The sequence below is a fragment of the Octadecabacter antarcticus 307 genome (assembly GCF_000155675.2).
Classification (GTDB): Bacteria; Pseudomonadota; Alphaproteobacteria; order Rhodobacterales; family Rhodobacteraceae; genus Octadecabacter; species Octadecabacter antarcticus.
Window position 1 is genome coordinate 167,604 of sequence record NC_020911.1, and the last position, 23,933, is coordinate 191,536.

At 55.8% G+C, this 23,933-nt stretch carries 28 protein-coding genes; 17 read left to right on the forward strand and 11 right to left on the reverse strand.

From position 1 onward, the window contains the following. Positions 1-2: 2 nt before the first annotated feature. Together OAN307_RS00855 and mobA are read right to left on the reverse strand one after the other, a co-directional pair. The gene (locus OAN307_RS00855) at positions 3-590 is read right to left on the reverse strand and encodes a GNAT family N-acetyltransferase (RefSeq protein ID WP_015497999.1); all 588 of its coding nucleotides are present in this window, start codon (positions 588-590) and stop codon (positions 3-5) included. Beyond that, positions 587-1,168 carry a molybdenum cofactor guanylyltransferase MobA gene (gene mobA, locus OAN307_RS00860; protein ID WP_015498000.1) on the reverse strand — a complete coding sequence of 194 codons (582 nt, stop codon included), beginning with the start codon at positions 1,166-1,168 and terminating at the stop codon, positions 587-589. The genes OAN307_RS00855 and mobA overlap by 4 nt, the downstream gene beginning before the upstream one ends. Positions 1,169-1,238: 70 nt before the next feature. On the opposite strand from mobA, the gene OAN307_RS00865 reads away from it, so the two are divergent. Both OAN307_RS00865 and OAN307_RS00870 read left to right on the forward strand, forming a co-directional pair. Further along, complete coding sequence (locus OAN307_RS00865; protein WP_015498001.1) at positions 1,239-1,952, forward strand: AzlC family ABC transporter permease; 714 nt, start codon at positions 1,239-1,241, stop codon at positions 1,950-1,952. 8 nt (positions 1,953-1,960) lie between these two features. Next, positions 1,961-2,290 (forward strand): AzlD domain-containing protein, encoded by a 330-nt coding sequence (locus OAN307_RS00870; protein WP_015498002.1) that lies wholly within the window; start codon positions 1,961-1,963, stop codon positions 2,288-2,290. On the opposite strand, the gene OAN307_RS00875 is transcribed toward OAN307_RS00870, so the two are convergent. The 4 genes from OAN307_RS00875 to OAN307_RS00890 all read right to left on the reverse strand — a co-directional run bounded on the left by OAN307_RS00875 (position 2,284) and on the right by OAN307_RS00890 (position 4,055). Next, positions 2,284-2,907, reverse strand: a complete 624-nt coding sequence (locus tag OAN307_RS00875) for a hypothetical protein (protein WP_015498003.1) — start codon at positions 2,905-2,907, stop codon at positions 2,284-2,286. The genes OAN307_RS00870 and OAN307_RS00875 overlap by 7 nt on opposite strands. Positions 2,908-2,913: 6 nt before the next feature. Beyond that, positions 2,914-3,048 (reverse strand): aa3-type cytochrome c oxidase subunit IV, encoded by a 135-nt coding sequence (locus OAN307_RS00880; protein WP_044042967.1) that lies wholly within the window; start codon positions 3,046-3,048, stop codon positions 2,914-2,916. A gap of 71 nt (positions 3,049-3,119) precedes the next feature. Continuing rightward, the gene (locus tag OAN307_RS00885) at positions 3,120-3,575 is read right to left on the reverse strand and encodes a DUF6173 family protein (RefSeq protein WP_015498004.1); all 456 of its coding nucleotides are present in this window, start codon (positions 3,573-3,575) and stop codon (positions 3,120-3,122) included. A gap of 18 nt (positions 3,576-3,593) precedes the next feature. After that, the gene (locus tag OAN307_RS00890) at positions 3,594-4,055 is read right to left on the reverse strand and encodes an Lrp/AsnC family transcriptional regulator (protein ID WP_015498005.1); all 462 of its coding nucleotides are present in this window, start codon (positions 4,053-4,055) and stop codon (positions 3,594-3,596) included. Positions 4,056-4,159: 104 nt separating this feature from the next. On the opposite strand from OAN307_RS00890, the gene OAN307_RS00895 reads away from it, so the two are divergent. After that, complete coding sequence (locus OAN307_RS00895; RefSeq protein WP_044042970.1) at positions 4,160-4,396, forward strand: DUF6356 family protein; 237 nt, start codon at positions 4,160-4,162, stop codon at positions 4,394-4,396. Between the two features lie 77 nt (positions 4,397-4,473). Here OAN307_RS00895 and OAN307_RS00900 read toward each other — a convergent pair whose 3' ends face one another. Together OAN307_RS00900 and OAN307_RS00905 are read right to left on the reverse strand one after the other, a co-directional pair. Then, positions 4,474-5,499: an MBL fold metallo-hydrolase gene (locus tag OAN307_RS00900; protein WP_015498006.1), complete on the reverse strand. Its 1,026-nt coding sequence runs from the start codon at positions 5,497-5,499 to the stop codon at positions 4,474-4,476. Continuing rightward, positions 5,492-7,192, reverse strand: a complete 1,701-nt coding sequence (locus OAN307_RS00905; protein WP_015498007.1) for an acyl-CoA dehydrogenase — start codon at positions 7,190-7,192, stop codon at positions 5,492-5,494. Before OAN307_RS00905 ends, OAN307_RS00900 begins: the two co-directional genes overlap by 8 nt. A gap of 136 nt (positions 7,193-7,328) precedes the next feature. Here OAN307_RS00905 and OAN307_RS00910 point away from each other — a divergent pair, with 136 nt between their 5' ends. After that, complete coding sequence (locus tag OAN307_RS00910; protein ID WP_015498008.1) at positions 7,329-8,276, forward strand: L-threonylcarbamoyladenylate synthase; 948 nt, start codon at positions 7,329-7,331, stop codon at positions 8,274-8,276. Positions 8,277-8,292: 16 nt separating this feature from the next. On the opposite strand, the gene OAN307_RS00915 is transcribed toward OAN307_RS00910, so the two are convergent. Then, the gene (locus tag OAN307_RS00915) at positions 8,293-8,859 is read right to left on the reverse strand and encodes a YqgE/AlgH family protein (protein WP_015498009.1); all 567 of its coding nucleotides are present in this window, start codon (positions 8,857-8,859) and stop codon (positions 8,293-8,295) included. 130 nt (positions 8,860-8,989) lie between these two features. On the opposite strand from OAN307_RS00915, the gene OAN307_RS00920 reads away from it, so the two are divergent. From OAN307_RS00920 to OAN307_RS00965, 9 genes are all read left to right on the forward strand, one after another. Beyond that, the gene (locus OAN307_RS00920; RefSeq protein ID WP_015498010.1) at positions 8,990-9,793 is read left to right on the forward strand and encodes a protein-disulfide reductase DsbD domain-containing protein; all 804 of its coding nucleotides are present in this window, start codon (positions 8,990-8,992) and stop codon (positions 9,791-9,793) included. A gap of 219 nt (positions 9,794-10,012) precedes the next feature. Beyond that, positions 10,013-10,297 (forward strand): hypothetical protein, encoded by a 285-nt coding sequence (locus OAN307_RS28695; RefSeq protein ID WP_044042973.1) that lies wholly within the window; start codon positions 10,013-10,015, stop codon positions 10,295-10,297. Between the two features lie 13 nt (positions 10,298-10,310). Next, positions 10,311-11,639, forward strand: coding sequence for a tyrosine-type recombinase/integrase (locus tag OAN307_RS00930; RefSeq protein WP_015498011.1), 1,329 nt, complete (start codon positions 10,311-10,313; stop codon positions 11,637-11,639). A 119-nt stretch (positions 11,640-11,758) separates the two neighbouring features. Beyond that, positions 11,759-12,025, forward strand: coding sequence for a hypothetical protein (locus OAN307_RS00935; RefSeq protein WP_015498012.1), 267 nt, complete (start codon positions 11,759-11,761; stop codon positions 12,023-12,025). 181 nt (positions 12,026-12,206) lie between these two features. Continuing rightward, a complete protein-coding gene (locus OAN307_RS00940; RefSeq protein ID WP_015498013.1) occupies positions 12,207-12,446 on the forward strand; it encodes a helix-turn-helix transcriptional regulator in 240 nt (79 codons plus the stop codon). Between the two features lie 65 nt (positions 12,447-12,511). Next, positions 12,512-13,330 carry a hypothetical protein gene (locus OAN307_RS00945; protein ID WP_015498014.1) on the forward strand — a complete coding sequence of 273 codons (819 nt, stop codon included), beginning with the start codon at positions 12,512-12,514 and terminating at the stop codon, positions 13,328-13,330. Further along, on the forward strand, positions 13,327-15,078 hold the full coding sequence (locus tag OAN307_RS24945) for an AAA family ATPase (RefSeq protein WP_015498015.1): 1,752 nt from the start codon (positions 13,327-13,329) through the stop codon (positions 15,076-15,078). The genes OAN307_RS00945 and OAN307_RS24945 overlap by 4 nt, the downstream gene beginning before the upstream one ends. A gap of 355 nt (positions 15,079-15,433) precedes the next feature. Beyond that, positions 15,434-15,619: a hypothetical protein gene (locus OAN307_RS27570; protein ID WP_144055474.1), complete on the forward strand. Its 186-nt coding sequence runs from the start codon at positions 15,434-15,436 to the stop codon at positions 15,617-15,619. Continuing rightward, complete coding sequence (locus OAN307_RS00965) at positions 15,612-16,634, forward strand: hypothetical protein (protein WP_015498017.1); 1,023 nt, start codon at positions 15,612-15,614, stop codon at positions 16,632-16,634. Before OAN307_RS27570 ends, OAN307_RS00965 begins: the two co-directional genes overlap by 8 nt. A gap of 160 nt (positions 16,635-16,794) precedes the next feature. On the opposite strand, the gene OAN307_RS00970 is transcribed toward OAN307_RS00965, so the two are convergent. Then, a complete protein-coding gene (locus tag OAN307_RS00970; RefSeq protein ID WP_015498018.1) occupies positions 16,795-18,066 on the reverse strand; it encodes an RES family NAD+ phosphorylase in 1,272 nt (423 codons plus the stop codon). Positions 18,067-18,438: 372 nt separating this feature from the next. Between OAN307_RS00970 and OAN307_RS00975 the strand changes: the two genes are divergently transcribed. The 4 genes from OAN307_RS00975 (at position 18,439) to OAN307_RS31060 (ending at position 20,085) form a co-directional block, all read left to right on the forward strand. Continuing rightward, the gene (locus OAN307_RS00975; protein ID WP_044042982.1) at positions 18,439-18,912 is read left to right on the forward strand and encodes a hypothetical protein; all 474 of its coding nucleotides are present in this window, start codon (positions 18,439-18,441) and stop codon (positions 18,910-18,912) included. Between the two features lie 3 nt (positions 18,913-18,915). Beyond that, positions 18,916-19,368 carry a hypothetical protein gene (locus tag OAN307_RS00980; protein ID WP_015498020.1) on the forward strand — a complete coding sequence of 151 codons (453 nt, stop codon included), beginning with the start codon at positions 18,916-18,918 and terminating at the stop codon, positions 19,366-19,368. A 371-nt stretch (positions 19,369-19,739) separates the two neighbouring features. Continuing rightward, positions 19,740-19,895 (forward strand): hypothetical protein, encoded by a 156-nt coding sequence (locus tag OAN307_RS29340; RefSeq protein WP_217564377.1) that lies wholly within the window; start codon positions 19,740-19,742, stop codon positions 19,893-19,895. An 82-nt stretch (positions 19,896-19,977) separates the two neighbouring features. Beyond that, positions 19,978-20,085, forward strand: coding sequence for a hypothetical protein (locus tag OAN307_RS31060; RefSeq protein WP_408634926.1), 108 nt, complete (start codon positions 19,978-19,980; stop codon positions 20,083-20,085). A 478-nt stretch (positions 20,086-20,563) separates the two neighbouring features. Here the strand turns inward: OAN307_RS31060 and OAN307_RS00990 are convergent, their stop codons facing one another. Then, positions 20,564-23,929, reverse strand: a complete 3,366-nt coding sequence (locus OAN307_RS00990) for an efflux RND transporter permease subunit (protein WP_015498022.1) — start codon at positions 23,927-23,929, stop codon at positions 20,564-20,566. Positions 23,930-23,933: the final 4 nt, after the last annotated feature.

Genomic DNA, 23,933 nt, shown 5'->3' on the forward strand with positions numbered 1-23,933 from the left:
GCTTAAACCCTGCGGATCATGGTCGTCGCGTTTTCGAAACCGAAAATATATTTTAGTGGCCCCAGTGCGTACGTCTCACCCGCGACAAACCCTTCGCGATCGTAAAGCGCACGGGCCTGTGGATTACTGTCGATCACATCAAGGCGCACTTCGTTGTAACCGCGCGCCTTTGCCTCACGGTAGATGGCGTGCAGCAGGGCGGTGCCGACGCCTTTGCCGCGTGCGCCATCACTGACAAAAATACCGTCCATCAAAAAACGGGCGTTTTCTGTGTCGCGTTCTAATAGGGCAAGAAGGCCGATGCGCCAAGCGCTGCCGACCCAACCGTAATGTCGCGCAAGGTCGCGCCATGTACCGCCAACCAGTGCGGATTCGTAGGTTTTGAACCCCACGACACCCAACAGCGTTCCGTCTGCGCCGCGTGCGCAAAGTGCATGCGTTGGATCGAGTACGTCTTGAACGAACGCGATTGCGCGGCGTTCTGGCCCCATCACACGGCCAAGTTTTTGCCCGAAAGCAACCCAATACATCTGTGCGACTTGCGCGCGTTCGCTGTCATCAAAGCCCTGTGAGATGATCATTTGGGTCATAACCATTGCGCCGCTGTCGCTAGGTCTTCGGGTGTGTTGATGTTGAAGAATGATGGTGGCGTTGTGTCTGGGAAGATCGCGGTGGCGGCGGCCTGTGCTTGTGTAAAGGCGCGGACTTTGCGCTGGCCCTGGTCTAGGAACGTGGCGAGTTCGTCGCGCAATGTGGTGGGCCAGATACCAAAAGTACCGTGTAGGCCGTCCGACGTGGATGCAATTGCGAAACCGTTCGGGTGCGTTTGCCCTGCCATAAGCAAACGCGGGACCAGGTCGCAAGGGAAGAACGGCGTGTCCACGGCGACGGTCACGATGTGCGTGCCACCTTGGCTGACGGCCCAATCAAGACCCGCCAGAACGCCCTCAAGGGGGCCAAGGTGGTCGCGTGTCGCATCTTTGATGACAGGGAGATTGGTTGTTATGGGGGCGTTGGAGTTGACGGCAATCGCCACTACTTGGGGTTCAAGCCGTGCCTGCGCCTGAGTGAGCAGCGTTGAATGACCCAAAATAAGGTCCGCCTTGGAAACCCCGCCCATACGGGTGCCGCGACCGCCTGCAAGGATAAGTCCAAAGGGTTCACGCATGCCGTATGACCTCATTGTCAATTGGTGGGGCCAAAGCTATGGCGGTTGTAGCAAAATATAAGGCAGCTTGATGTCGCGCGCGACCCAGAAATCATATTATTGGATTGGCTTTCGCACGGGCCTGCCGTTCCTGTTGGTGGTCATGCCGTTTGGGATGCTGTTTGGCGTCGTCGCGACTGATGCGGGATTTACCAGCGTGCAAACCATGGCGTTTTCGTCCGTGGTGTTTGCTGGTGCCGCGCAGTTCACCGCACTACAATTGATGGCCGAAGACGCACCGTTCCTGATCGTGGTCGCAACAGCGCTTGCGGTGAATTTGCGCATGGCCATGTATTCAGCGTCTTTGGCGATGTGGCTTGGCCGCGCACCGCTGTGGAAACGCGCATTGATTGCCTACGTGAATGTCGATCAAAGCTACGCGGTGTCGATGAACCGCTTTGAGGATGTGCCTGATTTGTCGCTGTCCCAACGCATCGCGTTCTTTTTTGGCGCGGTAACACCGGTGAGTCCGATGTGGGTTGTGGCAACGGGCCTTGGTATTTGGTTGGGGGATACGATTCCCGACTGGATGGCATTGGATTTCGCTGTGCCGATCTGTTTCCTCGCGATTATTGCACCTATGATGCGCACTCTGGCGCATATGGTGTCGGCTGTCGTGTCCATCATTCTGGCGCTGGTGTTTTCCGGATTGCCCTACAACCTTGGCCTTTTGGTCGCAGCGGCTGTCGCCATGATCGTCGGCGCGCAGATTGAACTGTGGATGCACCGGAGGGCGCAGGCGTGAACCCGAGCATGACCGCGACCTATATCTGGGCCATCATCATAGTGCTGGGCGTCGGCACCTATTTGATCCGCTTTTCGTTTCTTGGCCTGATCGGGGGCAAGGACCTGCCGGAATGGGTGTTGCGGCATCTGCGCTACACGGCTGTTGCGGTCTTGCCGGGGTTGGTCGCGCCGCTGGTTTTGTGGCCCGCCGCAACGGGCGGCGAAGTCGACCCTGCGCGGCTGAGTGCTGCGTTGGTCACATTCGGGGTTGGGCTGCTTACCCGCAATGTCGTGGCCGCCATCACCTTGGGCGGAGCCACGCTGTTTGGTATGGTTTGGTTAACCGGCGCTTATTGATTGGCACTAAGCTGTCGGTCAATTGCGGCGGCGGCGATGTCTTTGTCATCGCTGTCAGTCTCACGGTATTCACGACTGCGCACACCGGGGATCAGGTTGAACTGGTCTGACAGATTGTTCGGGAACAGGGTGGTGCGGATGCTCTCAAAGCCCGGCAACTGTCCCAACATGCGTGATGTGTGGGTCGTGCAGGCGGCTTTGGGCGTCGGTCCGTTAGCCATCACCAAGCGCAAAGCGTGCTCTGCGACTTGCGGTGACACGTCGACCTCCTGAATTAACGTGTAAAATGTCACGCGCGAATGGTACGAAACATAAAGTTGTTCAATCTGCGGTGTGATACCGAAGTGAACATCGTTGCGTTCCGGAATCGACGAATGGCCGAATGTGCCGGCAGGATCCCACAAAACGCGCTGACTGGCATTAATCATCAGTCCAGTGTGTGCGCCATTGTGTGAGCTTGTGTTTTTCATCGTCACCAGCGTCAGGGATTTTGGCCCCGGATGCACATAGGCAACACGGTCAATCGCCGCTTGTGGGGCGATGATTTCTTCGCGGATCACACCACCGCATGCCGCAAGAGCAAGGGGTGCAGACAGCACAAACGCACGGCGTTTCATGGAAGTTTATCCGTTGATCAGGGCCAGAAGGATGAGCGAGATGACGATAATGACAGCGATTTTCGTCACCATGCTCATGAAGCCGTTGAAGGTTTTTTCCTGAACGCTTATGTCCATTTCGCCGTGCTTATGATCAGGCATGTTATCTTCCTTATTTCGCTTTTATCGGGCTCTAGCCGATTTACGGGGCAATGTCAGCCCCACACGTGTCGTCAGGACGTCGCATCAACACTGTCCAGTTCAGCTGCCAATCGAAATCCGATCCGTTCCGGTTCTGCCGTTTCAACCTGTTTGGGGAGCGCGCGCAGCTTGACTGATAGCTGGCTAACATGTTGGATCAGCTGCGTTTTGGCGCCGGATGGATCTGACCCATAAAAGGTGATGATATCGGGGTCGTAATACCCCATACCTTCAATCTTGATGACGCCGGAACTGTCGCCCGCGAACCCCATCGCGACTTCGTGTTCATTGTCGAGCTGCTTTTCGAAATTCTGAATATAGAGGATGAGGCGCTCATAGGCCCAACGCGCGGGACTTTTGGGTGTCTTTTGTGCCTTTATGGCGCTGGCGTCGGGGGCGCATTTGGTCGGATCGACATGGACCTCATGAATACGCGGAATGGCGTCGGCCTCAAACGCTTCGGCGGAGGTGGCGATCTTATTGTCCATTTTTAGGTCCCTTCAAGGCTAAAACGGCAGAGCCGTGGTGTCTTTGATGTCTTCCATAACGAAACTGGCGGAAATATCCGATACAGAAATCCGTGATGTCAGGCGTTTGTAAAATAGATCATATGCCACAACATCCGCGAGCCGCACCTTGAGCACGTAATCCAGATCACCCGTCATGCGCTGGGCTGACGTAATTTCAGGCAGGGCGGCGATTGCGGCCGCAAAATCTTTGCGCCAACTGTCGGAATGGTGATCTGTGCGGATCAACACCAACACAGTCAGGGGGCAACCGATCTTGATCGGATCAAGCAGCGCGACGCGTGCGCGGATAATGCCATTGGCCTCCATCGCTTTGATCCGCCGCCAACAGGCATTGCGCGACAGGGCGACCTGATCCGAAATCGCGTCGACAGATTGCGTGGCATCAGTTTGCAATATAGCAAGGATGCGCTGGTCGATTGTATCGAGTTCATGCTTCATAGCGGGATAGTATCCCAGTTATCATGCCCTTGGCCATAGCATTTGGGACGTGTTTGCGGTGTGAAACGTATAGGATTGTGAAAAGCAATTACAGGAGCCATCCAATGTCCAACCTCAGCACAACGACCCGTACCAGCTTGATTGACCGCTGGTTTCTTGCCCATCCCGCAACGGTGGACGAAACCTATTTCCAGCATATGCGGTTTGCAGGTGGCTTTGCGTTCTGGCTGATGGTTGCAGGGGGCGCTGCCCTGGTACATTCGGTGATCCCTGCACTGTGCGAAACGACCGCTGGCCGTATTTTGGGCAAGTTGACCGCGCGGATGAACGCACGGCACTAGCAGGTGTCGGATCGCGACCTCTCGACGCCCGAAAATACCGTTGTAACAATGAATGACGCAGGCGTTTGCGCCCTGCGTCAGACGGCCTGAAACCAATAGGCCCCGTCGCGCAATTCGCGCGTGGCTTGGCCGGTTTGGTGCAGGTGATTGAGGTGGGCAAGGGATTCAACGAGCGCTAGGCCGTAAACGCCCTCGCCGATCTCACGTTTGAACAATGGCTTAAAGCAATCGCCAGCACGTTGGGGTTCGGCGATGTGGGCAATCAGTCGCTTAAGCGCACCATGATGATTTTCGATCAGTTGCTGCATGCGTTTTGGCAAGCCCGTAAACGGCAGTTTATGGCCACCAAGCACCAGATGGTCGGTCCGCGCAAAAGGGGCCAGCCGTTCGCAGGCTTCTAGCCATTCTGCCAGCGGGTCGGCGTCGGGTTCGGTTGGATAGACACCGATGTTCGGGCTGATGGACGGCAGCAACTGATCGCCGCCTATGACAAGATTGTCATCCTGGCTCCAGAACGTTGCGTGTTCCGGCGCGTGGCCATTGCCCATGCGGATGGTCCATGTGCGCCCGCCCATCCGGATGGTCCCGCCGTCTTGCAGTCTGGTGAAACCCAGCGGCATTGGGTGAACGCAATCGGCGAAGTTAAAGGGGCGATCCTTGCGGCGTTTCGCCAACAGATCATCAGCCATGCCTGCGCGTTTGTAAAATTCAATGGACTGCGATGGGTAAGTGGGCTGTTCGTCCAACGTCAACATCCGTGCCATCAGCCATGCGGTGCGTGGCATCGCCAGTCCCGCGCCAGCGTCCTGAAACCAACCAGCCAGCCCGATGTGATCAGGGTGATGATGGGTGCCAATAACGCGGCTGACAGGTTTGCCTGCCAGTGGTCCGGCCAGCAAATCATCCCAAATGGCGCGGGTTTTGCGGCTGTCGACTCCAGTGTCGATCACCGTCCAACCGATCCCATCATCCAGCGCATAGACATTGACGTGATCCAGCGCCATTGGCAGTGGCAGGCGCATCCAAAGGACGCCGTCCGCGACTTCGATTGCTTTGCCAAGCTCAGGCGGTTCAGACCACGGATAGCGGATCAAATCAGGCAACCAGATCGTCCAGCGTGATTGCCATCAGATCATCGCCACCCTCGCGCACATGGGCCAGAAGGCCTGTGTGTTCGGGCAAGATACGCTTGATGTAGAATGTCGCGAGGCGCTTGCGCGTCCCGTCACCCTGCGCCGCAGCGGTCAGATGATAATGCCCGCCGAGCACCCTTGCAAAGGCGCGCAAGTAGGGAACCGCGCCTGCGAAACGGTCGGTTATATCCTGCGTGGCCAGCCATTCGGTTGTTTCGCGCAGCGTTTCTGCTGCTTGCCAGACGGGTTCCGCCAAATCTGGCATCGTTGCTTTGGCGGCGTCAGCGGCGGCTTCAATTTCATCAAGCAATGCAAAGGCCGCATCGCCACCGTCCATCATTTTGCGCGCTACAAGGTCCATGGCTTGGATGCCGTTGGTACCTTCGTAAATTGTGGTGACGCGCACGTCGCGGGCGTATTGCGCCGCGCCAGTTTCTTCGATGAACCCCATGCCACCGTGGGTCTGGATACCAGTCGATGTGATCTCAACACCAATATCAGTTCCGAACGCTTTTGATATCGGGGTGAGCAGTGCTGCGCGCGCGGTCCACGCGCCGTCCCCCGTGGCGTTGGCCATGTCGATCGCGACTGCATTGGCCAGCGAAATAGCGCGGGCGGCGAAAATATCAGCCTTCATTGACGCCAGCATACGGCGCACGTCAGCGTGTTCGGCAATGGTCCCTGTTCCACCAGCTTTACCCTGTTTGCGGTCCATCGCGTAGGCCAGCGCGTGCTGATACGCAGCTTCGGCGACACCGATGCCTTGCGTCGCAACGCCGAGGCGGGCGTTATTCATCATCGTGAACATCGCGGCCATGCCTGCGTGTTTTTCGCCAACCAGCCAGCCCTTGGCGCCCGCGTATTCCATAACCGCCGTTGGCGATCCGTGCAGGCCCATCTTATGTTCCAAGCTAATCACCCGCAGATCGTTACGCTCGCCTAGATTTCCATCCGCGTCGGGGATCCGTTTCGGGACCATAAACAGGCTGATACCTTTGGTGCCAGCAACGCCGTCAGGCAAACGTGCAAGCACAAGGTGGCAGACGTTTTCAGTGAAATCGTTGTCCGCCCATGAGATATATATTTTTTGGCCAGAAATCGCATAGCTGCCGTCATCGTTGGGTACCGCCGTGGAACGCAACGCGCCAACGTCCGATCCAGCCTGAGGTTCGGTCAGGTTCATTGTGCCTGCCCATTCACCCGAAATTAGTTTCGGCAGATACAGGTCCTTGATCGCGTCGCTGGCATGATGTTCCAGCGCTTCGATTTGGCCTTGGCACATCAGCGGGTTGAGTTGCAGGGACAGGCAAGCGCCTGCCATCATATCGTTCACTGTGGTCGCCAGCGTCAGCGGCAATCCCATGCCACCGTTTTCGGTGGAGGCTGAAATGCCGATCCAGCCACCGTTTGCGATGGCTTTGAACCCGTCGCCAAATCCGGGCGAGGTGCGCACAACGCCGTTTTCCAGAACGGCCGGATGCTGATCGCCCAACTTTTGCAGCGGTGCCAGAACCTCATCGCTCAGTTTTGCGGCCTCAGTCAGGATCGCGTCACACATATCAGGCGTGGCTTCGGCAAACCGATCTGTCGCGGCGACTTGGTGGAAGCCCACGACATGGTCCATAATGAAACGGAAATCAGTGATCGGTGAACGATAGGGCATAGAAACGCTCCGGTAATTGGGTTCTTGGTTTCGCCGCATTGGTTTGCAGTCTTGGATTCGCAAAAAGGGCAGCGTATGTCGCCAATAACAGGAAAGCTATCTGCATGGGCAATACCCGCAACCAAAACGCGACGTCATGAATAATTTGACCACACGCATCTTTGTGACTGATCGCACTGAACTGGACAAGGCTGCATGCGTTCTGGCTGGCGGCGGGCTTGTCGCGTTTCCGACTGAAACGGTTTATGGGCTGGGTGTGGACGCGTGCAACAGTGACGCTGTCGCGCGGCTTTACCTCGCGAAGGGACGGCCAAGTTTCAATCCGCTCATTGTGCATATTGGATCCATTGAAGCGGCGCAGCAGTTTGTAGATTTTGATGACACCGCGCTGGCGCTGGCGCAGGCGTTTTGGCCCGGTGCGTTGACTTTGGTCCTGCCATTGCGCCACGACAGTACGATTTCGCCACTGGTGACCGCAGGTCTGGGGACTTTGGCAATACGCGTGCCGGATCACGGTGTTGCCAATAGGTTGCTGGCTGCGTTTGGCGGGCCGATTGCCGCGCCATCTGCCAATCCGTCAGGGCAGGTTAGTCCGACGAAATTTGCCCATGTCCGCGACCTAATGTCGGGCCGGATTGATGGAGTTATAGACGGTGGTGATTGTGGTGTGGGGTTGGAATCGACGATTATCGCGATGAAACCTGTGCCGACTTTGCTGCGCGCAGGTGGCCTTCCAGTTGAGGCAATAGAGGCGGCTTTGGGATATAATTTAGCGCTTACTGGGGAAACGTCCGCACCGTCTTCACCGGGTCAATTGGCGTCACATTATGCACCGAAAGGCACGGTGCGGTTGAACGCGCGATCGGTGGAAACGGGTGAGACGTTGTTGGGTTTTGGCCCGGTTGAGGCAGTGATAAATCTATCCTCGTCAGGTGATTTGGTACAAGCTGCCGCAGGCTTGTTTGATGCGTTGCACCAGTTAAATGCGATGGGGGCTGCGCGGATTGCAGTGTCGCCGATCCCGGATCACGGGCTGGGCCGCGCAATCAATGATCGGTTGCGGCGCGCGGCTGCACCACGTTAAGGCGCGATTTTTCCAGTTAGGCTGACCCACCCGACGCTGATAACATCAACGGATCTACGCCAAGGACCTTAAGCGCCGCAGTCCATTTATGTTCGGCGGCGCGACCGAACAGGATGTCATCTGTCGCGTCACACACCAGCCAGCCGTTTTTGACCAACTCACTTTCAATCTGCCCCGGACCCCAGCCGGTATACCCGAGCCCCAACATCGACCGTTTCGGCCCGCTGCCGGTTGCAATGTCTTCAAGGATATCAAGGGTGGCAGTCATTGCGAAGCCGCCCGCGACCTCCATGGTGCCAGCGCCCGATGCATAATCAGACGTATGCAACACAAATCCGCGGCCTGTTTCAACGGGCCCGCCAATGTGAATGCGGATATCGGTGGTCTGGTCGCCTTCGTCGATCGACAACTGTTCCAAAAGGTCCGAAAATCGCACGTCCGGCGCGGGTTTGTTGACCATTAGCCCCATAGCACCGTCGGCAGAATGCGCGCACATGAAGATCACCGCGCGATCAAAGCGCGGATCACCCATATCGGGCATCGCAATCAAAAGTTTGCCAGTAAGGTCAGTGGTATCTGTCATACCCTTAAGATGGGGCTGTTAAAGAAAATTCACAAGTGCGGTTTGCACGCAAAGGGCGCGCGCGGCTCACTGACATATCGCTCCCCCAAACGTGACTTCCTTTTGCGTCGCGATTGGCTGAGTAAGACGTATGACTTATAAGATTTTTACATCAATTCTGGCTCTTTGTGTCGCGCCCCCCGCACTAGCAGGCCCTGCGGATGGTATCGTCGAGCTTGAGGTTTTGATCGGCTGGCGCACAGACAATGGCACCCACATGGCGGGTCTACAGCTACGACTTGCGCCGGGATGGAAGACCTATTGGCGCACGCCCGGCGATGGGGGCATCCCGCCACGATTTGGCTGGCTAGGGTCGCAGAATCTAGCAGCAGCTGCGTTTCATTGGCCTGTCCCCGAGGTTTTCGATCAAAACGGAATGCGATCTATCGGCTATACCAACGTCGTGGTTATTCCGGTCGAAATGACGCTCAACGATCCGAATACGCCCGCGCAGATGCGTGGGCAAATTCAGATTGGCGTTTGCGAAGAAATTTGCGTGCCGGTGCTGTTGGATTTTGACGCGGTTCTGCCTGTGGGCGGGGCGCGCGATCCGTCAATTGTAGCGGCGCTGCTTGGCCGACCCATGACCGAAGGCGAGGCAGGCGTTGGCGCGGTCACTTGCGCCATTGATCCGATGATCGACGGTTTGCGCCTGACAACCCGTGTCGAAATGGCCCCGACGGGTGGCGACGAAGCCGTGGTGATTGAGGCGGGCGATCAACAAGTCTGGGTGTCGCAACCAGAAACTTGGCGTGAGGGGAGCGTGCTGTTTGCGCGTTCTGACATGATGCATGTCAGTGGGGGTGGCTTTGCGTTGAACCGGTCAGACGTGCGTATTACGGTTCTGGCGGGTGGCAAGGCTGTCGATATTCGCGGCTGTGACGCCGCGCAGTAATCTGGGCGCACTGACGGACGTCTAGAACGCATAACATAGGTGAGTGGGCCTGACATAGTGCGTCTGGATAAATTTAATAACTATAAAAACATGCGATTTTAAGACTTTACTCTGACATGGGGTGCCCCGAGATGCCTTGACAGCGCATCAAAAATTAGTGACCAGTTAGTGACCGGCGCGTTATGCGTTGTGATTTATTAACTGAAAGAGAAGCCAAGCATGGGTCACTATTTTATGTATGCAAAAACCAACGTGAACACGGACGCGTCTGCAGCCATTGCAGAACTCGTGGACGTGAGAGCGGTCCAAGGCGCGTTGTGCTTGGTGGACATGCAGACCTTGAGCGACGATGCCCACGCCTTGTGTCCGGCAGGGGGCCGCAACACAGCGGCGTTGCTGCAAATGTTGCTGGAAGACGGCGGCGTCAGCACTCACGCCGCTGCCTGCGCAATCAACCAACCTGACATTTTTGTGGAACACTACCGCGCCGCCGTTGGCATTTGAGGGGGACACCACAATGGCACAAACGCTTCACCGCCTGACTGACAAGCAAATCGCCGCCGCCGCTGCCGGGGCCAACCTTAATGATGGCGGCGGGTTGTCTTATCGCGTCGCCAAAGGCTCTGGCGCGGGCAAGTGGGCGTTTCGCTTCACGTCACGCGATGCAGACTTTGTAGCGCAACAAGAGGCACGGGGAAGTGCCGTGCGGCAGCGTGATATGGGTTTGGGCACCTATCCCAGCACAACATTGGCTGCTGCCCGTAAGAAGGCCACTGCATTCCGCCTGATGGTGAGCGACGGGCATGACCCGATTGAACAGGATCGCCGTGCAGGGGAGGCAGGGCAAAAGAAAGCCTTAGAAGACGTAAAGGCGCTAAGCGCAGCCGAAATGACATTCGGGCGCTACGCCGATGAAAACTTTTTGCCAGAAATGCTACCGCGCTTTGCCAACGCCGCGCACGTCCAGCAATGGGAAGCAACGTTCGCCACCCACGCTAAGACGCTGCGTAACAAGCCGCTGGCCGCGATCAACCGTATTGACGTGTTGGGCGTCCTCAAGCCGATTTGGGAAACGAAGAACCCCACGGCAACGCGGTCGCGCGAACGCATCGAACGTCTATTCAGCCACGCCATTCAAAACGGGCACTTTAAGGGGGATAACCCGGCAGCATGGACGCAGTTTGACCATACCCTGTCCGCACCAAAGAAGCTGACGCGGGGCCACCACAACGCAATTCCCCATGGACGTGTCGCGGAACTGTTCATGGCCATATCAGCACGTCAGGAAGGCAGCATGTCTGCGCTGATGTTGGAGTGGATCACACTGTCCGCCTGCCGGACAGGCGAAGCCCGCTTTGCGGTCTGGGATGAAATCGACCTCGAACTAATGATCTGGGCCATTCCCGCCGAACGCATGAAAATGCGCCGGGGCCACGAAGTGCCGATCACAAAGCGCATGGCCGCAATTCTGGCGGACGTGAAGGTCCGGCAGGGGGCAGTGGGTGAGTGCGGTCCGCATGTGTTCAGCGAAGACGGCAGCAAAGCCCTGTCTAAAATGACCGCGCTGATGTTCATGCGCCGCTTGAAAGGCTTTGAAGAATTCACGGTCCACGGTTTGCGGGCAACATTCAAGACTTGGACCGCGTCCGAAACGACTTTTCCCCGTGAGTTGATCGAAGAACAACTGGCGCACCAGCTTGGCGCGGTAGAGCGGGCCTATATGCGAGGGTCCGCAGTAGAGCGCCGTCGCCCGATGATGGAGGCGTGGGCCGACCACTGCGCGGGCTTGGAAGCGAACGAGGACGCCGTCAACGTAGTGACGCTTACGTCCGGCAGGGGAGCATAGGCGTGGCGGACACAACAAGCCGGGACCACCTTCACACAAAGTTGGACCGCCTTTTGGAGAGCGCGAACACCGATACGGGTTCGTTTGACGCCACCTAGTTTTGGACTTTCGTACACGTTTTGGCCGATGGTAGAGGTATTGCCGATGATCTGGACATCGCGGCAGCGGCCATCTTTGCAATTGACGGCCTGCCTGACGACCCAGATGAACTGTCCACAAAGTGGCAAAGCGCAATTCTTTTGAACGTTCTGGAACGACTGGACATTAAAGGTGAAGTATCAATCCTGCCGGACAGCTTTCACACGGCCAGCATGTTGGCACACGCCCACAACCTGTCCGGCAGAAAGCCTCCTCTGCCAGACATATTTCAAAGCCCAGATTTTTAAGTCGGCGAAGGAAAACCTCTGCGCACGGCAGGCAAGGGCCGTGGAACTTTGACACGCTCGTCAGAGAAGTTTGACAGATCAGACAAGTTATTATAAACAACAACTTACCGGACTTTTCTCTAGTCTACAATCTAGCCCATGTGATATGTCTTGACCAACGATAACAACGAAAGGTCGAGACATGAACACCGCACACACCCCTTACCACCCAACCGCAAAACACCCGCACCCGGTCGCGCTAAGGGCGCGTGATCTTGCCGAACGGCTTGGCGTGTCTGAACGGCATATCCACCGCCTTGCGAAACATCCGGACCCGGCAGTGCGCCTGCCGAGTGCTTTCAAGGTCGGGCGCGCTACGTTTTGGCGCTTTTCGGACATTATGGCGTGGATTGATCGCCAAGCGGAGAACACCGGAGCCTAACCCCAGAAAAGAAAAGACCGTCCGCCCGAGCAAGGGACAAACGGCCAATATCAGGAACTTCTCTCATGATCAAAGTAGCACTGACACAACAGGCAAAGCAAGCCGCCACGTCCGACTATAGCGACGAATGGCACACCGTATTAATCAAGGCTCATGCAAGCGGGCTTGTGGACGATCCAACGTTCCAGCAACTAGCTGGAAAGTATGCAGTGGAGCTTATTCACAGCCACGATTTCATAACCAAAGTCCGCGAGGCATTGGCAAACGGCCCCGCGCCGGAAATGGGGCTGGACGCCCTTGCAGAATTTTATCTGCCAACTGACGTAGTCGAACTTAGAGTAATTGACCCGGCAGGCTGTGGCGCGGTATCGTATTGCGGCGTGATCGGCGATCCAGTCCAGCGCACAAAAATGGTAGCGTTCATCCGCAAATACTACGGACTTCGCAACATCTATATCGGCATCAATATCCGCCGCGCTGATATGGCGGACACGAACCTGACGGCAAGCGCGGGTGACGTTATCGCACGGCGGGCGATGGTGTTCGACTTCGACAGCAAAGACGCCCCGGTAGACGATCCAACTTGGTCGAATGCTTTGGCAGACCTAGTGTACGAGGACCTGTCCAACTTCGTGATGGACAGTGGAAACGGCTTTCACGTCTGGACGAAGTGGGACCAATGGCCGGGTGCCTGCACCCCAGAAAATCTGGCAGATAGCGTTCCCGCCGCAGCGAACATGGAGCGTGTTATGCGCGCGGACAGTATGTCAGACCTTCCGCGTATCGCCCGGCTGCCGTTCACTTTGAACCTGCCAACCGCCACAAAGCGTAAGCGTGGAGCCACGATTAAAATGGCAGTGTCCGTGAAAGGGGCAAAGGCGTGAGCGCGGCAAGTCCCGCTGCCCGTACGGTTGGCAATATGCAAGCCGCCGTTGGACGCATAGCAGCGCGGCGCGGCTCGTCCGGCAGGGGCAATGCGGCCATGGGCGGAGGCGGGGCGCGTAGCCCGGCAAACGGCGCGACAAAGACGGGCTGGGCCGCGCCCAACGCAGAGGCTTTGCACATGGCATTGGAACTCATGCCGAACGACGATGGTACGTTCGACCGAAATGAATGGGTGGCCGTTGCATATGCCGCCAAAGGGGCGGCGCTGGGGTTGGGGATAGTCGCAGAGGCAGGCGAGTGGTTCTCTGACTTCTGCGACCGCTATCCGCGAAACGATACCGCAGAAAGCCGCAAGCTATGGGAGGAACAAGATCGGCCCATGAAAGGTTGGGGCGGACTTATGGCGATCCTAGAGCGCGTCAATCCGGCAGGGGCGGCGCAGGTAAAGGACTATGTGAAGGCCGCTACGTTTGCTGGGCAGAGCGCAGCTAATATAGCTGCCATAAATGCAAACCCACTTTCGCCCGTGACCACATTTGACCCTAAAAAGCTACCACCCCGCAAATGGGTTTATGGTTTTGACTATGTTCGGGGTTTCTATTCAGTGATGGTCGCGGCAGGTGGCACGGGAAAGTCCGCATTGGCAATGCTGGACGCGGTAGCAATTGCGTCGGGGCGGGAACTATTGCCGGGATGCAAACCCCACAAGCCTTTGCGCGTGTGGGTCCACAACGCAGAAGACCCCTACGAAGAACAACGAAAGCGACTGGCAGCGGCGATGGCGCACCACGGTGTTAATTGGGCTGATATTGAGGATCGCATTTTTCTATCGGGGCGAGACACGGAGTTGGTGCTTGCGCAAACGGGGAGCAACGGGCCGCAACTTGTGCCGGGTGCGGTGGAAGGCCTTATCGGGAAACTACGAGCGAGTCAGATCGACGTGTTGATTATGGACCCTCTGGGCGCGGTGCACACCCTGCCCGAAAACTCAAACACGGACATGAACGTCCTTGTTGGTGGAATGCGAAAGATCGCAGATCAAGCGGATATTGCGCTTGTTTTAGTGCACCACACCAGCAAGGCGGCGACCGCAATGGGCAGCGAAGCTGGCGCGGGGGCTTCACGCGGTGCCTCCGCGCTTATAGACGGAGCGCGTAGCGTCCGACAACTGACCCAAATGTCCATGAAGGAGGCTTACGACGCGGATATCCCTCATGAGGACCGCCGAATGTATATCCGTATCGACAACGGCAAAGCCAACCTTGCCCCGGCAGGGGCAGCCAAATGGGCGCGTCTGGTTGGGGTCAACCTTGGCAACGGAGACGCTGAATACCGTCACGGCGACAATGTGCAGACGATGGAAAGCTGGACAATGCCGACTAAAGCCCAGCGCGGAGCATTGTCAGATGCCGACAAGTTGGCGATCCAGACTGCGATCAAAGTTGCCACACAGGACAAACGCAAGGCGCACTACGGAGCGGATGGGTATGTCGGCTTTCTCATAGAGGAACAATTGGGGTTGGCCCTCGGTGCGCCAAAGGCAGAGGAACGAACGCCGGACGAGGAAGCGGACCGCAAAAAAGTCGCCGCGATCATTGCCCAAGGAATTGAGGTGGGCTGGCTGGTGAGGGACAAAGAGAAGTGCCCGGACGGCAAGCCGCGCCCCTGTATCCGGATTGGCACCCCGTTCGAGGGCGCGGACGTGGCAAAGATGGCGGACGTGACGCTACCGTTTGCCGATGATTAGCGCCGCGAGCCTGCCCGCGCAAACACGCCAATTTGAGGGTCTGGCAGGGAGCTATATGATAATTGCGCCACTAGATACTCTACTGGCGAACCTAGTGGTGGTTACTGTCGCAGAGGCTGCATGCGGCTGGGGTTTCCCCCCTCAAGGGGAACCCCTGTTGCGCCAGCAAATTTACTATAGGCGAAATCTACTGGTGGCGGACGTTTTCAGCCACCCTCCTGCCGGATATAGAATCCCGCCGAATTTGCGGCCTACTGGCGGACCTACTGGCGCAAATCGGCGCGTAAGGCGTTCTTCCACCAGAGAGCAGACAGGATTACAGAAGCCATCCGGCCAATGCGCGTCCAAGAACTTTATGAGCAAATTTGGCGGACGTAGGACGCGGTTTACGTCCGCCAGACTAGCCACGTCCGCCACCTTTGCAGATATCGCGGACGTGGCGGGTTTTGCGGACGACGCAAGTAACGCCCCTGCCGGAGCCACGACGGACATGGCGGGCGCGACCCGCTTCTCTAATCTGGCTGGGGGCGCACATGCCTAGTCCGCCACAGCTACAGCCAGGGTTTAAATCTGACGCCCAGCGTGAGAATTTCCTCGAGGCTAGCCGCGACCACCAACGCGGCGGCGCGCTAGCCCGCAACTGCGGCGTGATCCTGCGCGACGGAACCCCTTGCCGAAGATTGCCTCCAAAAAGCGAGGCCCGTTGCCGCGTTCACGGCGGACCCCATTCCGCCCGTCGCTTTCGCATGCGACAGATCGAGGGTCTGCGCACGGGGCGGGTAACGCCTGCGGAGTTTGCACGGGCAGAGGCGCGCCGCGCGCGCAACGCCTTGCTGGACCGCTGGAAGATCGACCCCACACAGGCAGGGGCAACAATCGACTTTGGTGCTAACGAATGGCGGTTTATCGAAGCCACTCAACGCCGCAACGTTGACGTGCGCGCATTGCTGCCCGCAATCGTCGATTGGCTTCGCTGGCGTTGGCATCGCTTACAAATTGACAGACAAGACGACAGGGCTTGGATGCGTACCTGCCGTGAAGACCTGCCACGCCGCGCTTCAAAAGCGCATGCCTTGGCGCAATGGGCCTCACTGGGCCGATACAGGCGCGCTGGGCAGGCAGGGCGGACGTTAGCGCTGGTATTTGAGCGAGACGGATATGAGGCCGCACAGCGCCTTGTGAGCGAGTGGCAGGCCCAAGGCATCAATCCACCCCCTAAGCAGCGCCCGTGGAGGCCCCTGACGCACCTGCCTGTACGTCCTTGGACCCCATCCAAATTGCAGGCAGGCAGTAAGCGCCAGCAACCAGATAACCTACCGCGCAAAAGACCAAAGCCCATGAAAAAATTTTCACACCTGCCGGACCTCACACCAGAACTAGCAGGGAAGGTTCTTCGCGAAGCTGGCCGCGCAGCTATCGCCATGTATCAGAACGTGGTGTCCCCCACAGAACAGTGCCGCTTCATCGCGACCCTCTACATGATCCAGCAAGATGACCCCCCGGCAGAGGTGTGGCACGAGTGGCTTGAATTAGTACGGCGCTACCGCAGCCATTGATCGGGCGTTAACTTGTTGGACCGTATTGTCAAAAAAATCATGAGTGCCAAAGTCTGTTATTCTCGACGCATCCTGTCATTCGTTGAGATACGTGTAGGGCTGTTTACGGCCCACTGCGGTCGTTCACCCTATCATCCCTTTTTGCATCGCCCAAACTTCGCTAGAAAAAAGAAATATCATTATTGTCTTTGTTCAGAGCCTCAGGTTCTGGATTGGATGTGTAGACCTCATAGGTCACGTGTCTCACCCCCGAAACTTCGTGAGAAGCCAGTGAACCTTCGACCACTTTGAGCGCTGGTTTTTCTATGGAATTGATGTAGTTAAAATTTGATTTGGAACCTTCAACAACAGCCGCGTCCCCAAATATTGCTATATTTTTGCCTTTTCCGTTTTGAGCTGAGCCATAAATAATTGCGTCTATTGTCATCTGTTTGTCACCGCGTTTGACTTTGTGAAGGTGCGTCAAATACTCTGAGACCACTTGCGTAGGTACGTAATCCAAGTGTTCATCATCAGGAAGGCACGGTCGTGCGATCTCATTCATGAACGTTGTCATGAATTTCCAGAGCCTCATTCTAGTCGCATAGGTCGGCGTAAAGATGTTGATTGCTTTTGGGCGTCCAGTAAATTTTGTTGTGTCGAGCACCAATATGGGACGTATAAGTTCAAATTTGGCCAAGATCACTGTTTCGCCTACCGCAGGACGCAACTCTGCCACGCATGTTCTTAAGTCAAAAGCTCCATAGAACGCCAGTACGCCCGAGGGGTTCATGCGACCCGCACGCCTTAGCTTTTTAGGAGGTGGGCCGAGTTGGCTTGCTGGGTCTTGGACAATGCTTTCCCTCTCTCGAATAGTATTGGCCTTGCGTGCGCGATAAATCTGAACTGCTTGATCACCAGGCTCCAACATATAAATTGCTGGACTATTTGTGTCGTCACGCAAAATATGGAGACCATCAAAGATTTCCCGAAGTCTGCCTAATGCACCTTGATTGAAAAATCGTTGCCCATGCAGGATTTCACTTCGAAAATGACGCCAAGTGTGGCTATGTTCTTCGTAACCGCTGTCATTTTCGACGTAACTGCGTTCAAAAATATAGAAGGCGTCTTCGCCATCTGGCGGCCAGTATTCGTCGCTTGCAATTAGTGCCTCCGCCAAAGCCGTGACAACCCGATCATCATCAGCTTCTGTCAAATCATAGAGCGTGCCGGATAGGGTATCCCCCATAAATTCATCATCAAGAAAGTGGTTATTTGCAAATGTATATTGATTTCTAAATACTGGGTCAACAATCTTGGCGATTTCAGAGATTGGCACACCTTTTTTTGACAGGTGAAAATTGCAAGGTTCGTTTGGAAATTTTGGTCGAACTTCTTTTATTCTGCGTTGCAGATCGGGGTCTCCGAAACACTCTGGGCAAACTAAAGTCATATCAAGAATTTTTCTTTTAGCGGGTTTTGGATTAGGATATATCTAATTGCGTGTACTATAATGCATATATTCTGCCTAGAATAAAAGGCGGCTTTTGCACACGCAACGAAAGTCTGGTTCCCACACTTCATGCCGAAATGTGTCTGTCAACTCCGGCCCATAGGAGACATTCATCCTATCAGCTCGCGCTGCATTGCAGCGTCACAGACCCGGCCACTCATTGCAGCTGCTCGGTCATTAAGAAACGCACTCGTTGCCTACGAACGAAGCTGCTCAGGCAACGTACGGTCGTGGAAGCGTCCCGGCCTGCAAATAAATATTGTCTCTGAGGCTTTCTTTAGTGGAAAAGCGAGATGGTCAAAGGCTGAATTTATGAAAAATCTTGGAACTCTGCGTACAGTCCTAGAATTGACTCGATATGATGCGCAGCGTATGTACGATTTCAATAGAGGATCTATCATGACCAGAAATAGCAAAAAATCCACTATGAGCTTCATGGGGCGATTGCACGGTAAGCGTAGTGTGAAGGCCTTACGTAAATCCGGCAACACCGTAACCGCGGGCTTCGTTACATCTGCACCTTCCGCAGTCACTTCTTTCAAAACTGTCAGTCACCGGAAGCGCCTTCCTAATGATAGCTTAATAGCGCCCAAGACAGATGGGGAAACAGCGATTGTTTTGATCCAAGAGGCCCTTGTTGGGGTTGAGGAAGCGGCAAGCCAAATCGACTTGCCAGCCGCAGAACGTTATTCTGGACTCAGCGCCTTTAAGAGCGATGACATGTGGTTTGGGAACCCGAAGAACATGCCAGACGAAGACATCGCTTTTTTTGAACTAGAGACTTAACTTTTGCCACCAAGAAGACCAGCTATAGAAGCGTTCGATGAACCAAAGCCCAAGCAGCAGACCACTCTAACGCCTGTTCAAAAAGGGTCTGTTTACGGTTTTAATTTCCCATTTAACGACACCGCTGAATTCCCCCATCCGGGAATTGTGATTGCGTCTAAGGTCGGGCCTCGCGGTTGTAAGAAAAAGGTTGGCGTCATAGCGCTTGCCATCACGCACAGCGAGCAACAAGTTTCCTGGAAGGACAAAAAGGCTATTTTTGTACCTGACGAAGAAAAGAAGCGCATGGGCCTTGATGCAGATGCGCAATGGGTCTGCCTCTTCGAGCAGGTCACCGCGTTCTTTCCCGATGATATTAAAACGATAACGTCTGCTAGCAGCTCATATTTGGGACAGGCATCCGAGGCGTTTACAGCCACAGTTTTTGGAGCTTGGAACGACTACAGGAAAAGTTGAGCCTTCCTATGCACACTGCTATTGTTGGTGGTCGGCGCAGCAAGCGACGACTTTCTGCGCTTGGTGACGCTCAGCTAAAATATGATCTTCTATAGCTAAGACGAAGCGGAGTTGGAGGGCAAGGATTACACCCCGACTTTGCCAGAGGCGATGCGTTAGAAAACATGGGCGTCGGCCAAGAATGACGATGGAAGCGACCACAAGGACGTGCTGACGGGCGAAGACCTCACTACCTTCATAACACCACACTGCTCCCTACCCTCAAGAAAAACCGTTAGAATGCAATCGGTCCCGAAACTATCGAATACAAGATCGGTGAAATCTTTTTCGAGATTACCAACAAGTTTCGCTAAGGCTACTTCCTATGCGATGTGCTGGAGGTCGTGGACGGGCTGGAGTTCAACACCAAAGAGCCCAAGCTCGAACTGTTTGACCTCTATGAATCTCGCATCAAACGCATGAGCAACGCGGAGCGCAACGGCGGCGAATACTACACGCCGCGTCCACTGATCCGCGCCATGCTATAAGATTGTCGCCCCCTAGATCGGCGAAACGCTCTATGACGGGGCCTGTGGCTCTGCGGGGTTCTTGGTCGAAGCCTACGGGAAAATGCTGACGCCTGATATTTCCGAGACCGACTTCGGCACCCTCCAGACCAAGACCTTTTACGGGCAGGAAAAAAATTCCTCGCCGATATCATCACCATCAAGAACATGATCCTGCATGGCATGGACGAATTGGACTTGACAAAGATAGGTGGTTTTCTGCACGTAAAATATGGTGGAACGAGCGGAGTCAAACGAGTGATAGAGGAAATTCTAACAATCAAGAAGGCGTTCACATATATTCAGGTGCACCTTTACCATCAGTAAGTGCCCAGCGGGCCACTAAAAACTCGTTTGTCTAATCAGTCAAAAGGTCAGAAATAGCGCCGTTTTGTTGGTGCGGCCTATAAGATCAACCGCGCCTACGTCGTGTGAGGCCGGGGGGGGGGGGGGCGAGATTGTCAAATTGATACTGTCATTTAGTGCGTGCCTGCCTAATTATTTTTTCTGGGTGGAGGCAACCTTGGCAACATGCCCCTAGTGTTCAACAATATAATGCAAAGAAGCACGACGCAATTTAGTGACCAGTTAGTGACTAGATACCATCAATATAAAATTATTCAATATTATCAAGTCATTATGGCGGACGTCTAGGCCGTCTTACGTGCCCATGCGACGGACAGCGCCGTGGCGATATAGACCAGCAGCAGCCAAACGATTGTCACCAACAAGAAAACCCCAATCGCGGCAGCTACACCAGTGTTAAGCATCGGCAATAGGCTGCCCAAGGGCGACCATGGTGCGCCACTCGTCATGATTGGTGCGACGATGGCTGCAAACAATCCGGCGGTGCCCAGAACGGCCAATCGGGTGGGCAATGCAATGGCGCGCGATCCGCTGGACAGCCCGCGTTTTGCAGATCGGACCTGCACACTGACATCGCCCTGCATCGCCATCAACGATGGCACAATGAACAGCACAAGCACCATGCCAAAGCCCAAACCATAGACCAATGTGATGACCGTCGGCTTCAGGAATTCCGCCTGGCTCGACCCTTCGTACAGCAGCGGCGCAAGCCCAAGAACGGTGGTCAATGTCGTCAGCAAGACAGGGCGTAACCGGTCGCTGACTCCATCAATTATCGCAGGGATCAAGGCGCGGGTTTCAGCGTATTCATCAATCGTTTTTACCAGCACGATTGAATCGTTGATGATGATGCCCGTCATGCCGAGCAAACCTACGACGGTAAACATCGACAATGGCACGTCCCATGCCGCGTGGCCGTAAATCGTCCCAATAAGCCCAAAGGGGATGATCGCCATGACCACAAGGGGGCGCGTCCAGCTTTGGAAGACCCACGCGAGCGTTAGGAAGATGCCCGTTAGGCAGAAAATCAATCCGGTTCGCGCGTCGCTCAGGAAATCATTCTCTTGTTCACTGAGGCCCGACAACGACGTCGAGACACCAAAAGCGGTCTCAACCCGTGGCAGAATGTCGTCTTGGATCAATGTCTGGATTTCTGCCGCACGGTCCGCATCATCGTCGGTTAGATCGGCGGTAACTGAAATCAGCTGCACGCCATTCTCGCGGCTGACGGTGGAAAATCCGGTGCGCGATTGAACGGTCACAATGTCGGCCAAAGGCACATAAACCCCCGAGGCGGCGCGCATTTGGGTGCGATCAAGGAAATTGGCCGTGAGTTCGCCCCCCGGTAATTCCACACGGATCGTCGCAGAGCGCGGGCCTTCCGGGTAGGTGGCCGCTTCGATCCCGCCAAGACGGTTGCGCAACACGCGACCCAGCCCGTCTATCGTAAAGCCGAGAGCCTGACCTTGTGGCGTAAGCTCAAGAATCAATTCCTCTTTGTCATAGGCGAGGGAATCTTCGATCGCTGAAATTTCGCCGAACTGTGCCAGTTCTGCCTTTAGCGCCTCGGATGCGGCTTTAAGAATCTCAGAATTCGCGCCAAAAAGCTGTACATCTATGTCATCCCCCCCCGGTCCACTGGCCCAGCTGCGGAAGCTGACGGTTTCGACCATCGGGTGCCGGATTATGCGTTCTTGTAGTTCGGCAACGAAGGCAAAGCTGGAATAGGGGCGGCTGTCCGCATCGATGAGTTCAATCGCAATCGCGCCCAGTTGATCTGCGTCTTTCGTGTCAGCCCCTGCGATCCCGCGCCCTGAATTGCCACCAATTTCAGCGATCACATAATCGAGCGGGCTGACGCCATAACGTTCTTTATATTCCGCACCGACGATCTGCGTGACCTCTTGCAAGGACTGCATCATCTCAAGCGTGTCTTCACGGGTCGCACCCGGAAGCATCGCAAAATTGCCGGTCACGCTGCCCTGTTCGGGGGCATTGAAAAACCGCCATTGCACGTCCCCGCGAATGAACGATGCCGATTGCACGGCGAGCAATACAATCGCAAATGCCATGACCGGATAGCGTGCCCAGATGACGCCCGCCATGAACGGGCGAAACCCGTGTTCTTTGGCCCAATCGAACCCGCGGTTCACAAAACGCGACGGTGCATCATACCATTTGTCACCGCCACTGGCAGACAGCGATTTGTACATGTGGTGTGGCAAAATGAAGAAACATTCGATCAATGACGCGATGAGAACGACGATCACCGTAAATGGAATATCTGCGATCAAGTCGCCAAACCGCCCGCCAACAACCACCAGCGCAAAGAAGGCAATGATCGTCGTGAGAGTCGCGGAAAACACAGGGCTGAACATCTTTTTGGCGGCATTTTCAGCAGCAACGGCAGGGCTTTCGCCCAAGTGTCTGTGGCGGTAATCAGCGTGTTCACCGACGACAATGGCGTCGTCCACCACAATTCCCAACGTAATAATCAGCGCAAACAGCGATATCATGTTGATCGTTAGTCCCGCCGCATACATCAGCGCAATTGCACCACACATCGCCACGGGAATACCCGCCGCAACCCAGAACGCGGTGCGTGCATTCAGGAACATGAACAACAACGCGACGACCATCGCGAGGCCAAGTAGTGCATTTTGATACAGAATATTCAGGCGCCCCGTGATCAATTCGGCGCGCGCACGGATCAGATCAATGCTGGACCCGGCGGGCAGGGTCGCCGCGTAGCTTTGCGCGACTTGTTCAACGGTTTGCTGCACCTTGATGGCGTCCCCCGTCGCGGCGCGGTCAACGCGAATGGTGATGGCAGGATTGTCGCCCACAAAATACGCACGCTCGCGGTCGACGCCCTCAACGAACACCCGCGCAACGTCGCCAATCGTCAAGGTTGCGCCACTGGCGTCTGTGCGCAGAACGATCGCCTCGATCTCATCGGCAGTGCGTTTTTCAACGCCGGTTCGAACGCGGGCAGATCCAGTCACATCGCCGGCGGGATCTGCGTTCACCTCTTGTGCGATTGCTGCCGAAATATTGGCCATTGTTATGTCGTTGCGAATCAACGCGAGCGATGGGACTTCGATAATCGTAGACGGTGCCGCAACACCGCGAATGGTCGTGCGTGTGACGCCCTGCGCGAACAGCCGCACGGTGAATTCATCGGAAAACCGGCCGAGTTGTTCCGGTGCTACGGGTCCAGTGATGACCACATCGGTAACGCGATCCGACCATTGCCCGCGCCGCACAGTCGGGTCTTCGGCGTCTTCTGGCAGGTTGGACGTCGCATCCACCGCGAGCTGCACATCCTCGGTCGCCTTTGCCATGTCCCACCCGGGGGAGAATTCCAAGCGGACCCGTGCGCTGCCTTCAGACGATGTCGAGACTGTGTTTGTGACACCTTCGACACTCAGAAGCGCGGGTTGCAGAACTTGCACGATGGCATCGTCCACATCTTGTGCGCCTGCGCCGGACCACTGCACCGACACGGTCACGATGTCGATAATCACATCGGGAAAAAACTGCGCCCGCATTTTGGGGTAGGATACGAAACCGCCCGCCAGCAATACCACCATCAATAAGTTGGCGGCGGTGCGGTGACGGGTAAAATAGGACAGGATACCGTTGGTCATGAAG